Source organism: Peribacillus sp. QJM3NY_7 (assembly GCF_056173225.1).
In genome coordinates, this window is the sequence record NZ_CM149663.1 from 1,928,795 (window position 1) to 1,940,832 (window position 12,038).

The 12,038-nt window shown below is 36.6% G+C and carries 14 protein-coding genes; 9 read left to right on the forward strand and 5 right to left on the reverse strand.

Annotated features, from left to right (window positions below; translation table 11 throughout):
• The first annotated feature begins 447 nt into the window (after positions 1 to 447).
• On the forward strand, positions 448 to 1,218 hold the full coding sequence (locus AC0VX1_RS09365) for a GH25 family lysozyme (RefSeq protein WP_253510409.1): 771 nt from the start codon (positions 448 to 450) through the stop codon (positions 1,216 to 1,218).
• Positions 1,219 to 1,454: 236 nt separating this feature from the next.
• On the opposite strand, the gene AC0VX1_RS09370 is transcribed toward AC0VX1_RS09365, so the two are convergent.
• Entirely contained in the window at positions 1,455 to 1,634 is a 180-nt protein-coding gene (locus tag AC0VX1_RS09370; protein WP_034313120.1) for an H-type small acid-soluble spore protein, read from the reverse strand.
• 519 nt (positions 1,635 to 2,153) lie between these two features.
• Between AC0VX1_RS09370 and AC0VX1_RS09375 the strand changes: the two genes are divergently transcribed.
• On the forward strand, positions 2,154 to 2,900 hold the full coding sequence (locus AC0VX1_RS09375; protein ID WP_475470882.1) for a TerC family protein: 747 nt from the start codon (positions 2,154 to 2,156) through the stop codon (positions 2,898 to 2,900).
• Between the two features lie 92 nt (positions 2,901 to 2,992).
• Here AC0VX1_RS09375 and AC0VX1_RS09380 read toward each other — a convergent pair whose 3' ends face one another.
• Together AC0VX1_RS09380 and AC0VX1_RS09385 are read right to left on the reverse strand one after the other, a co-directional pair.
• Positions 2,993 to 3,259: a response regulator transcription factor gene (locus AC0VX1_RS09380; RefSeq protein WP_475470884.1), complete on the reverse strand. Its 267-nt coding sequence runs from the start codon at positions 3,257 to 3,259 to the stop codon at positions 2,993 to 2,995.
• Positions 3,210 to 4,133 carry a GAF domain-containing protein gene (locus AC0VX1_RS09385; RefSeq protein ID WP_475470886.1) on the reverse strand — a complete coding sequence of 308 codons (924 nt, stop codon included), beginning with the start codon at positions 4,131 to 4,133 and terminating at the stop codon, positions 3,210 to 3,212. The genes AC0VX1_RS09380 and AC0VX1_RS09385 overlap by 50 nt, the downstream gene beginning before the upstream one ends.
• Before the next feature lie 272 nt (positions 4,134 to 4,405).
• Here AC0VX1_RS09385 and AC0VX1_RS09390 point away from each other — a divergent pair, with 272 nt between their 5' ends.
• The 5 genes from AC0VX1_RS09390 (at position 4,406) to AC0VX1_RS09410 (ending at position 8,860) form a co-directional block, all read left to right on the forward strand.
• Positions 4,406 to 5,149 carry an SDR family NAD(P)-dependent oxidoreductase gene (locus AC0VX1_RS09390; protein ID WP_054396643.1) on the forward strand — a complete coding sequence of 248 codons (744 nt, stop codon included), beginning with the start codon at positions 4,406 to 4,408 and terminating at the stop codon, positions 5,147 to 5,149.
• An 891-nt stretch (positions 5,150 to 6,040) separates the two neighbouring features.
• Positions 6,041 to 7,240 (forward strand): C40 family peptidase, encoded by a 1,200-nt coding sequence (locus tag AC0VX1_RS09395; protein ID WP_475470888.1) that lies wholly within the window; start codon positions 6,041 to 6,043, stop codon positions 7,238 to 7,240.
• Between the two features lie 427 nt (positions 7,241 to 7,667).
• Positions 7,668 to 7,814 carry a DUF1572 family protein gene (locus tag AC0VX1_RS09400; RefSeq protein WP_413009009.1) on the forward strand — a complete coding sequence of 49 codons (147 nt, stop codon included), beginning with the start codon at positions 7,668 to 7,670 and terminating at the stop codon, positions 7,812 to 7,814.
• On the forward strand, positions 7,807 to 7,926 hold the full coding sequence (locus AC0VX1_RS09405) for a DUF1572 family protein (RefSeq protein ID WP_413024041.1): 120 nt from the start codon (positions 7,807 to 7,809) through the stop codon (positions 7,924 to 7,926). The genes AC0VX1_RS09400 and AC0VX1_RS09405 overlap by 8 nt, the downstream gene beginning before the upstream one ends.
• 511 nt (positions 7,927 to 8,437) lie before the next feature.
• The gene (locus tag AC0VX1_RS09410; protein ID WP_268590331.1) at positions 8,438 to 8,860 is read left to right on the forward strand and encodes a hypothetical protein; all 423 of its coding nucleotides are present in this window, start codon (positions 8,438 to 8,440) and stop codon (positions 8,858 to 8,860) included.
• A gap of 967 nt (positions 8,861 to 9,827) precedes the next feature.
• On the opposite strand, the gene AC0VX1_RS09415 is transcribed toward AC0VX1_RS09410, so the two are convergent.
• The gene (locus AC0VX1_RS09415; RefSeq protein WP_475470890.1) at positions 9,828 to 10,298 is read right to left on the reverse strand and encodes a DinB family protein; all 471 of its coding nucleotides are present in this window, start codon (positions 10,296 to 10,298) and stop codon (positions 9,828 to 9,830) included.
• A gap of 474 nt (positions 10,299 to 10,772) precedes the next feature.
• On the opposite strand from AC0VX1_RS09415, the gene AC0VX1_RS09420 reads away from it, so the two are divergent.
• On the forward strand, positions 10,773 to 10,895 hold the full coding sequence (locus tag AC0VX1_RS09420) for a hypothetical protein (protein ID WP_255294707.1): 123 nt from the start codon (positions 10,773 to 10,775) through the stop codon (positions 10,893 to 10,895).
• A 59-nt stretch (positions 10,896 to 10,954) separates the two neighbouring features.
• Here the strand turns inward: AC0VX1_RS09420 and AC0VX1_RS09425 are convergent, their stop codons facing one another.
• On the reverse strand, positions 10,955 to 11,113 hold the full coding sequence (locus AC0VX1_RS09425; protein ID WP_475470892.1) for a hypothetical protein: 159 nt from the start codon (positions 11,111 to 11,113) through the stop codon (positions 10,955 to 10,957).
• A 391-nt stretch (positions 11,114 to 11,504) separates the two neighbouring features.
• Between AC0VX1_RS09425 and gloA2 the strand changes: the two genes are divergently transcribed.
• A complete protein-coding gene (gene gloA2, locus AC0VX1_RS09430) occupies positions 11,505 to 11,891 on the forward strand; it encodes an SMU1112c/YaeR family gloxylase I-like metalloprotein (protein ID WP_249596006.1) in 387 nt (128 codons plus the stop codon).
• Positions 11,892 to 12,038 lie beyond the last annotated feature (147 nt).

The following is a 12,038-nucleotide window of genomic DNA, read 5'->3' on the forward strand; positions in this document are numbered from 1 at the left end:
TAAAATAATCTTTGAAAACAAAAGGAAACAGCATATTACTTTGCTTTCAATCGAAATTCAAGGCTGTTTTCACATACTTTGTCGCTATTTACCAAGTAGTGAGGTGTGGGTGATTTCCCCTCCAGATGCTCGCTTTCCTTGGTGCGGGCGGTGAGCCTCCTTCGGCGTAAACGCCTGTGGGGTCTCACCTGTCCCGCTGCTCCCGCAGGAGTCTCGCACTTCCGTTCCAATCAACCTTAAATACTTTCGTTTTAAAAACAACCAATCTTTACGAAAAGAGCCAAATTAAAAGATTTAAAATTGTTTTAACTCAATCAAATATCTTATTATAAGGTGGACAGTGGGCAACAAGACAGCAGTTTTCACTATATGATGTTTTTATAAGGGATATGTTAAAATCATAAAACATTTACCACCATAGGGTTATTTCCTTTAGGAGGACTTAATATGGAATATATCAAGGGAATCGATGTTTCACATTGGCAAGGTACTATAAATTGGGGAGAAGTTGCAAAGGCAGGCGTGAAGTTCGTTTTCATTAAAGCAACAGAGGGAACGAGTTATTCTAAGCTATCCTATTTCAAAGAAAATGCACCACTAGCATTGGCAGCGGGATTGAAAGTCGGGGCCTATCATTATGCAAAGTTTGCAACTGTTGCAGAAGCAAAGGCTGAGGCTGCTTATTTCTTAGATTCAATCAGCTCGTTTGCTTTAAATTACCCTGTTGTTCTTGATCTTGAGGAAAATAAAAAAAAGGCAAATAAAAAAACGCTGACTGATGCCGCAATCGCTTTTTTAGCAGCCATTGAAAAAGCTGGATACACGGCGATGCTGTATACTGGTAAATACTTTCTCGAAAATGATTTAGATGAATCAAGGTTGAAGAATTACGCTTTTTGGATTGCCAGATACAACAGGACGTTGGGACGCAGCACGGACATTTGGCAGCATTCTGATTCAGGTAAGGTAAGTGGGATCAGCACAAAGGTGGATTTGAATATAGCCTATAGGGATTTTACAAATACCATAAATACTTTTAGGACTGACGAACCACGTGCATTTAAAACTGAAACAATCTCAACTTATACTGTAACAAAAGGCGACACACTTAGCTTCATTGCAAAAAAACATAAAACAACCGTAAAATCGCTTGTCAGTCTAAACGGAATTAAAGACCCAGACAAAATTTATATCGGTCAAAAATTAAGGTTGAAATGAGCAAAGGAACTTTCAAAAGGTCAAAACAAGTAGGGGGAGCGGGTGTGCGAGACTCCTGCGGGAAAAGCGAGTCCAGGGGGAGACCCCACAGGCGCAAAGGCGCCGAGGAGGCTTCCCGGAACGCCCGCGGAAAGCGAATGCCTAGAGAGTAGATCAACGTACAATTTGTACAAATCCTTAATTTACTGTAGACAAACTGGCTCTTCTTATTAAAGAGGAGCTTATTTTAATGGAAATTATATTTCTTTAAGTTCGTCTATTGCTACGTCTGATCTTTCCTCTAATGGTCCTCTTAGATGTACTGTAGCTGTTCTTCCATCTTCATTTAAATTATCAATCCAAACTGAAGTGCCATTATATCTAACCTCAATGTCAGATGAAGACGAAAGAATCTGCTTTACACGCTTAGCATCCATATAAATCCCTCCCTGTTAATTAGTCTTCCTATTATTTAGGGAAATCCTTGATTTTATTCATTTGATTAATGTTGCAACTAAATCATATAAGGAACAATGATGTTTACCTTTCCATGTTATCTGCCGTAGCTCTCTTTTTAATTAAGCTTGTATGAAAAGGTGGGAATTATTAACACTCAAAAATGAAAGTGGCTATGTTTTTGTTACGAATATCTCCGTACAATTGCAGACGCCAGGAACATCATAAAAATACATTGCGGAAATATCATTTAATGGAAGAATAGGAATTAAGTTGGTGCCTTTCGAAGCGAGGATATAAATCCTAACCAATTGGAATGAAGTCTAAGCATAAAAGAATATTATAGAGCTGACGGATGCTTTACTTTAAATAGGGAGTAAGCTAATTGGACGGAAGGATTGAATAAGGAAGAAGAGAAGATGGGACAATATTTGGAGGAGAAAGTGTTGTTGGGTTTGAAGTCATATACGCATTCTTTTACATGCTTTTAGGGGGGTATCATGGAACTATCGTTATTATTGGAATATGGCTGGGTGTTAATTATTCTAATTTTTTTAGAAGGTTTATTATCTGCTGATAATGCATTGGTTTTAGCCATAATGTCAAAGCATTTACCAAAAGAACAGCAAAAAAAAGCGATTAATATTGGGTTGCTTTTGGCTTTTATATTTAGGATTGGTGCAATCTTCATCATTTCGTACCTTTTCCATGTTTGGCAAGTTCAAGCCATTGGGGCTGCATATTTGATTTTCATCTCATTAAAGCATTTATTAAAAAGGGACCACGGAGAAAAAGATAAAAAAGGGAAAAGCTACCGGATGACCATTGCGCAAATTGCATTGGCTGATATTGCTTTTGCTATTGATTCCATTTTAGCTGCAGTCGCTCTAGTCATTGCCTTGCCAGATACGCCAATGGGGGATATAGGAGGAATGGATGGGGCAAAATTCATTGTTATTTTATTAGGGGCCATTGCAGGCTTAATCGTCATCCGGTTTGCGGCAGGATACTTCGTTAAGGTACTGACGGAGCGGCCTAGCCTCGAAACGGCAGCCATGTTAATCGTTGGTTGGGTAGGGGTTAAGTTATTAATGCATACCCTTGCACATCCAGCCGTGCACATTATCTCTCACGATTTTGTTGAAGGACCGGTTTGGAATATAATCTTTTGGTCAGTCATGCTTCTTATCGCTATAGGCGGATGGGTTTTATCTGGAAAAACAGTGAAAAAAAGTGAAGGTAAATAAAGTATATATGCTTTTGTAATAAATGAAAATTTTAAAAAGATCGAAAAAGATTTTTCGGTCTTTTTTTGGTTCTTTATAGATTCGGTAATAATTTATTTCAATAGGCCTAACCGAAAACCATAAACGACTGCCTGTGTACGGTTCTTGGCTTTAAACTTTGTCATTAAACTGCTTACATAATCTCTAACGGTGTGCTCGCTTAATTGCAGCAATTCGGCCATTTTTTTATTGTTATAACCCTCAGCCAGCAAATTTAAAATCATGGCTTCCCGTTCGGTCAATTGTATGTCGGTACCAATTGATACCTCATCATCCTTTTCTTGATAAATATAAACCGAGCCGTTTTCCGACTTGTTCAAGCAAAGTCATTTCATCCATTGAATAATCGAATTCCTCTCCTAATTGATCAAAGGTCAGCCAGCCGAACACTTGCTGGTCATGAACAATCGGTACAAAAATGACAGATGAAAGATTAAATAGCTGTATATGTTCCTCTTTAATGTAAATATGGGGATTCTTTATAAATACCGGCTTTTTTGAATTGAATACCATGGATTGCTTGGAGCTGACGTGTCCCCTCATACTCTGAACTTTTGGCAGCTCGGATCCAATGGTGCCGTGAAATTGATTGGACCAAGGAATATAAGCATAAAAAACACATCTTTTATAGTTAAAGAACTCCTCACATTTTTTTAGGATAAAAGCAAAATCCTTAAATCCTGCTGAGATAATTAAAAGTTCATCCAATTGGTCCAGTAGCTGCAGTCTTTTAAGTTCTGTATGCTCTTGTTTGGTTTTGCGGTGTTGCTCCGGTTCGTCGCCTGTCCACTTGTTATAGCTATGGATGAGATGAGAGAAAATGGATAATAAGAACATAAGGATGGAAAGGGTTTGGGCATGTTTCAGGTTTACCAATGAGGTAGCGATGGACTTTTCAAAGATCAATCGGAACATGCTGAAATGTTTATCATTTAAAAGGGGTAAATGTGATTGTAGCCAAGTATCCATGTGCTCTTCGTATGTGTCTTTTACGTCCTCGATATTTGGAGCGGATAAAAATAGTAAAAATGATTCCAGTAATGTTTGTATAATCTTACGTTCAGGTTCTAATATGAAGGGTTCTAGATTCAAATGAATATTGATATTTTCTTCAATCCGTTTGTTATGACTTTTAATGAATAATATGAATTGCTGAAATGTTATTTCTTCATATGCATGAAAGGGATGAGCCATGTGAATTCCTTCTCCTAAAAACAAAATACCCTATAAAAAGGGGGAACTAACCCTATTATTATACAGCACTTTATAGGATAGTAATTCAAATTGTAAGGAGTAAAATAAATGTATGAACACAGAATGAAGCTATTTGATGGCCATTTTATTTCAACATTGTCATCAGCTTTTTGTTTGTATAAGAATGGTCGTCAAGGGAGAACCTCTAGGGATGGAGATTTCTGGTGCTCAAGGGATCTGTAGGAAATAAGAAAAGGAGATCTGGTAATATGATGAGACTTGAAAACAAAGTGGCAATCGTAACAGGGGGAGCAAGCGGGATTGGAGCAAGTACGGCTCAATTATTTGCAGAAGAAGGAGCAAAGGTGGTCATTGCCGATTTTGCTGATCATGGACAAGCGGTGTCAGAAGAGTTAAATGGAAAAGGGTATGATACTCTTTTTGTTAAAACTGACGTGACGAATGAAAATGACGTAAAGAATATGATCGAAGAGACGGTTAACAAATATGGAAAACTGGATATCATGTTCGCAAACGCAGGAATTGCCAGAGACGGAAACATCCATGAGTTAAGCTACGAGCAATGGCAAAAAACGATTGATATTAATTTATCCGGTGTCTTCCTATCCGATAAATATGCGATAGAGCAAATGCAAAAACAATCCACTGGCGGCGCCATTGTCAATACAGGCTCCATCCATAGCCATGCAGGGAAACCGGGGGTAACAGCTTATTCTGCTGCTAAAGGCGGTGTCAAACTATTAACACAAACATTAGGTGCGACTTATGCGAAAGATGGCATTCGTGTCAATGCAGTTTGCCCTGGATATATTGATACACCACTTATTGCCGAAGCACAAGGTGAAATAAGACAAGGTTTGATCGATTTACATCCAATCGGCCGTTTAGGCAGAGCGGAAGAAGTGGCTAAAGCCGTTCTCTTCCTTGCAAGTGACGATGCATCATTTGTCACTGGCACTAGCCTAATTGTCGATGGCGGTTATACGGCAGTATAAAACCGTGTAAGGGTTAATAGCTGGTTCTATCAATCAGGAAAATCGTTAGATGTGATAATTGCATGTGAAATTGAGCTTCTTCCGTAAGATGAGTGGTGTTAGGTTACTCAACTCTGCTGGAGGGCTCTTTTTTTTGCATATTATAAAAAAGTACCGGGGAATGCTAAATACATTTTTCTTGGAAGAAGAAACGATACAAGCAGTTGCAGGGGAGAGGGAATTCAGTATTTTTATGTTTATGGAGGATACTTTTATACTTTTTAGAATGTGCAGTGATAAATAAGGCCAAACGGATAATTTGATTGCGATCTAGATTGGTCGCTTTATAGATATTCTCTATATAATTTTATATACGTCCGGGGAAAAAAGGGGGTTTTATCTAAAATTCAAAACAGAGTTGATTGGAGAGTGTGTGCGAGACTCCTGCGGGAAAAGCACGTCGAGGGAGACCCCACAGGCGCAAAAGCAACGAGGCCGGACCGCCCGCGAAAAACGGGTGCCCTATGTTCCAAGCGACGTTCAAGGTTTTATAATCCTAAATAAAATGGAGACAAACTCGTTCTTCATCGAGTTCGTCTATAGTCTGAACTCAGTTCTTTCTTACTTTGGAACTGAGCTTTTTGTATTTCGCGTCAGATCATTTTTATTGTTGATCCTATAATTAGCTTAATAGCGTATTTCGTAAAAGACACTTTTACGAAGGGGCATTTTTTTACAAAATGGCCTTATATTAATATCGCAAAAGTATAATCAAAAGAGAAGGTTAGTTCATTGATGAAAGTGGAAGTGAATCCAATTAATAGTTTTTTTATGTTAAAGTTATACAGTTGATATTTTATTACATAATTTCAATAGAAAGGAACAAAATCTGTATGAAAAAGGAAGGGTCAAATGGCGAAAAGAATAGTAGGTAGTATGTTGTTTTTATTACTAGGCATGGTTAGTTTTACTTTTTTATCTGGCTTAAAAGTTGAAGCAGCAGATCCAGTGCATACTGTATCCTCTCAAGAAACGGTAGAATCGATTGCAGCGATTTATGATATATCGACAGAGCAATTAATGGATATGAATGGTTTACCGGATGGTAAGTTATATATTGGCCAGAAGTTAACCATTAAGACTGCTTATACTCCTTCGAACTATCAGTGGTCAGAGAGAGGGAAACAAATTGGGAATTATGCGAAAACTTTTACAGGATTTAAAAAAACGGCTGGACAAGAGACACCTAACAAGGGGTTTGATTCTAGCGGATTGATTCATTGGGTACTCTCCCGGCAAAAGGTGCCTATCGACCGTTTGTCAGTTGAAGGCTATTATAAGCAAGGAATGGATACAAATACTCCTAAGGCTGGAGATGTTATATTTTTTCTGGAAAAGGGGAGTTCAAAAGTCGTGACCGCAGGGATCTATCTGGGGGGAAATCAGTTCGTTAATTCTGGATACGGAGCGGAGACAGTTCAGGTGAGATCTACCATAGAAAAATATTTTGCTCAATACCAAGCCGAGTATAAAACGTATACACCAAAAGGAGAGCATGTCGTTCAAAATAATGAAACACTTAAAAGTATCTCGGATAATTACGGTGTATCGGTGGATACAATCAAAAAGCGTAACGCGTTACCAACTGATAGCTTGATGCAGGGACAGTATCTTCAAATATACAGCAGTCCCTTGTATCCATTTTATGCAAATCAAGAGGCTTCCTATGATAAAGCTTATGATGTCATAAAGTATGCTTATACTCTACGTGGATTTACCTATGTTTTCGGAGAATATGATCCGATGATTGGAATGGATTGCAGCGGTTTTATCTATTGGGCCATGAAGGAGCAGGGCATTTCCCTTAAACGGGGTTCGGCAGCGGACTACTATTCCTTGCTGCCTAAACTCAGAGATCCAAAGGCAGGGGACTTAGTATTTTTTAGAGATACAGACTTAAGTCAAGAGATAACCCACGTCGGTATTTATCTAGGGGATGGTCGCTTTATTCATACAACAAGGAATACTGGTGTTCATATATCTGACCTTAATTCAAGTTATTTTAATAAAAAGTTCGAAAGTTTTGGGCAAGTTCAAATCAATATGGACTAAGATAGACACGAGAGAGTAAGACTACTTGGATTTTCTAGTCATAATTAAGGTAGGCAGTGTAATAAGATCACGAACAAACGATGTTACAACTACTATCTAGAGGGGTTTTTAATGGCTTAAAAAGGGCAAAAGTTTTGCGGAATATACAAATGAAAAGAAAATGAAAGTTGTTAAGTTTTATCGGTTATTAATAGATGTTTTAAACTGCGGTAAGAATCGAAATTGTGGATTAGAAAAAAATTGTACTGTTTATAAAAAAGAAAAACCGAAATGACCTGATTTCGGTTTTTCTTAATGAACTAAATGGGCAGTTAGTTGAAGAAAACTTTATTTTAATGGTTGTAGCAAAAATTTCAAGTTAATTTTAAGAAAATACTATTTTTGGAAGGGACTGATTGTGATATTGGAAACGAATATTTAAAGATTAATCGAAAGATTTAAAAGTGTAAAAAGCCTTGGAGATAAAACGGTAAATCAATTATCCGAAAGGAAAATACATTGGACTCATAAAATCGAGTCTGTTGCGGTAATAGTAAAGCATTTGAGTGGAAATATGAATTCACAAGGTGAATGACTTACTTCAGACGGAGAAAAAGAGATATAGAAATCGTGATGAAGAATTTATAGAAGATATATCTTCAAAATCCGAGCTTACTATTGTTTGGGAAAAGGATGGAAAACCCTAATTGATATATACTTCAGAAAAATCGGGTGCCAGAGGATTTTATCTTGGTATAACCCATATGGATATTTTATTTACTTTCATAATTTCTGCCATCAGCTTTTCTTGGTGAGATGTTCTTAGCTCCTTTTACTATATTCATCGATTTCGGTTAACATAGAAGCTGTTTTTCTTACTCTTCGAGTTGTTGAGCCTTATACTTCCCGCAATCGAATGGCACTGATCCTCTTGTCCCTATATTCTTAAACAATGCTTGTCTCGTTCTTTCCCTTACGTTATATACTTCCAATATTTGTGCGATTAATTGAATATTTAAAAAACATTTGTTAGTTTCTGTAGTTTTATATTAGATTCTGTGGTTCCTGTGATAAATTAAAGGTGTTTTTTGTAAGAGAAAATACGAATAAAACAATATATGTGTTTTTGGGTTTTATGGTATGCAAACTTTAAAGAAACGGTATAAAGAAACTTTATAATTCTTGCAAATGGAAACAAACTTAAGAGGAGAAACCAATATGAATCAGCTACAAAAGCAAATACTTTCTTTCCTTGAGGAATGCAATAGAGAAAGATGTGTAAGTAAAATTGCTGAAAAGTACGATAAAAATCTTGAAGTGGTAAGGGCTGAGTTAGTGATACTTGCGAACAAGAAGCTCATAGCTATCAAAAAGAGTACAACTGGGAAGATAAGCAGAGCAACGATTAGTCCAAAAGGTAAACAGTGCTTCAGGGAAGCCACTGCAATTAAGGGTTCAGTCCAAGAGCAAATCAATGAGTTGAAACAAAAGTTGTCAGCTCTGGAAGCCTCCTACATACGTGCAAAAGAGAATCCAACTGGGGAGAATAAACAGTCACTATTGGATAATGCGAATACGGTTCAATCAGTGGCTTATGAATTAAACTCATTCTTTAAAGTTGGATTGGATACCTTAAAGTAAACAATAACCTCAGAGGATAATCTGGGAACTCTTGTACATCTACATCATCAGGGATAAAACAGGCTAGCTCATGGGTTTATTGTCGAGGTGAGCTAGTTAATGAGATCCACGAAAAAAGGTCCGAGCCTGGTTGTATTGTTATCATCCATTATTTATTGTCAACCCCTTAAGGGAGCGACAGTCTGTGATGCACCGAGGCCGTTGGAGTCAAACTAACGAATGGGCTCTATTGGCACCATAGTTCATCGCCTTACTCACCCAGCCATAGAATGAGTATGGACGATTTTCCACCATTCTCTGTGGCGGAGCGCTGATTTTTGCGCTTTATGGATGGCTGACAGGTGCTTTACTTCATTATCAGGAGCTGAACGGCATCTCATTTTTAGTGAAAGGAAATGAAGGACTTAAGTCAAAAAAATTAAAGGAAAATGCACTTTATTAAAGACGGTCATCTTCCCATGCCCTATCATAATCTCATATATTGTGTTTTTCTATTGGAGTTTCTTCTTGTTGATCTGCTTTCTTCATTTGTTGTTGAGCTTGAGAACTATATGATACTATCTGTTTTTTTTATGAGTTTGAAGCTAGATTTGCTGGGCAACCTTGTGGGGAATTTTGAATGGAGATACGAATTAAATTAATTGAGAATCTTCTTGATGAATATTTGCAAGCTCTTGTCCTAATTCAGTACCAGTATAGGTTGCTACAGATAGTTGAGTGTCTATTTTTTTGCTGTTGATTGTTTTTTGACATAATAGAAAACCTCATTTAGATAAATTATAGCTAAGGGGCAGAATAGCTTAATAAAAATAAGTAGATTAAGTGTGTTCAAGAAAGAATAGTTTGTGGAGTAATGAAAATAGAGAGTGTTATGTAGAAAAAAATGATGTATAAAATATAATAAACAAAAGAAAAAACCAGTTTTATTAGACTGGCTTTTTCATCTTAATATAACACTTTGTTAAATTCAGTTTTTGAGACTTATATGCTCAATCATCCGCTTCATTGCCTGAATTTGCCCCATATGAGTCGCTTCATGCATTAATGTTAAACCTGCAAGTTCTCCAACAGTCTTACATCCTAGGAATGGTGTATCCAAATCTTGATCTAGCTGTTCAGGAGGAATTTGCTTTAAACGAGTTAATTGATCTTTCAACTGTACAACCAGCTGATCCATAGCAGGTATATTCCCTGTCCAATCCGCTGGTTTTGTGCCATTCCCAAACAACTTTATATAATTCGTGGGAAGATGGGTTGTTACATTCGGGAAACCAAACATAGTTTGTTCTGTAATTGTCAAAACGTGACCAGTATGCCAATGAATTGTGTTATTAAAGCCATCTGGCTGCACATCGTTTAGTTCCTTAGAAATGGACTCTACATTCTTGATGAAGTATTCTCTCGTCATCTCAAATTGCTTAAATACAAATTGATTCATCTTTTCTCCCCTCTCACTAACAAAATCATCCATATTATACCAGTAAAAGCCGGAAAAGAATATGGTTTGAATTTCCTGAAATTAGCTTTATTTCAACCGGTTCTTGTTCCGCAATAGGGAGCAATCTTTTATTAAGAATCGCTTTACTTATAGAACTATATTATTAGCATTCTTACAAAAATAATAAGTCCCATGAGGTTTTTTGGGCTCAACTGAAAATTCGATAAACACAAGTTAAATGCTAAACGATAATTGTTATACAATTGTAAAATTATACAGTTTCATTTGCGGTATAATGGAAATTATTAGAAATGTATTCTGGTGTATGAATATTTACATATAGAGAGCTATTCATTCTTCAAATTCTAGAATTAAAAAGGATCTAAACAATTTCTGAATAAAGATGCCCTCAAAAAAATTAACTATTAAAGTAATGTTTGAGGGAAAAGTGATTAAAAGGGAGGGGAATTGTTTTTGACTATAATAGATATTGACCAATTGCTTTTTGCTACTGAAGAACTTGCCGAAGAGTCAATTCCATTTCATCTCGATGCATTTGATATTGATCAATTATTAGATAAAACGAATAACTGGTAAAGAAAAGCATACGTGAAGTGAACTGCACCCTAATGGAGGTTGCAGTGGGGGTGGTCGATTTAGAGATCAATTGGCTGGCTCCATCGCTCCTTTAACGATTGGTTTGTCATAGACGCTTTCGATGGATCGTTTAATGGAGCTGTTTGGTTATTGGTTTCATTCGGAGTCGTTTGTTTTATCGCTTTCATGACCTTGAAATCGGATAAGGAAAATTTCATGACTGAACATCCAAAACAATTCCTGCTATAAAATAGTTTGAAATCAATGCAGGAAAAAGTGGGTATGATTTATAATAGTTTGTTCGAAATCATATATAGATAGTGCAAAAACTCTACCGGTTAGATCTTGAAAGCCTGATGTTACTGAATTTCAGCTAACAGGGCTTTTTATTTTTTTATACGCCATTAGCAATAATATTAATCAAACAGTATGGCCTTGGCATTTTCCATTATGAATATATAACTTTTCTAATGTCTGCAATTAATCTAAATGGTGGACCTGTCAAAGGGAAATGAATATACCATATCGTGCAGTAGAGTCCGAGGGAAGCACATGTATAACTTTGGTAAAATCAGATGAAAATAACCAATGTTTTTAAGGAGGAAGCAAATGAAAGTAAATAAAATACATCATGTAGCAATAATTTGTTCCGATTATGAAAAGTCAAAGAACTTCTATGTAAATATTTTAGGGTGTGATATCGAGAAGGAAACATATCGGTCAGAAAGGAAATCGTATAAATTGGACTTAATCGTCGGAGGGGAATATCAGCTGGAATTGTTCTCATTTCCTGATTCCCCGCATCGTCCTAGTTATCCTGAAGCTAGGGGGCTTAGACATCTTGCTTTTGAAGTGGAAGATATTAATCAAGCGATTGAAGATTTAGAAAAAGAAAACATTCCAGTCGAACCAATCCGTGTTGATGAGTTAACAGGAAAAAGGTTCACTTTTTTTAGTGATCCGGATGATTTGCCTCTTGAAATATATGAAAAATAGGATGTGGTTACCTCTATTTCTTAAGTTGATTTCAAAGATGAATACGATGATTTAAAGAGGTTACTTATATCAATTAAACTATGAAGATTCCCTATGATATGTCGATACCATTAAGTTTGATCCACTTGTATTCCATATTTCGATGAG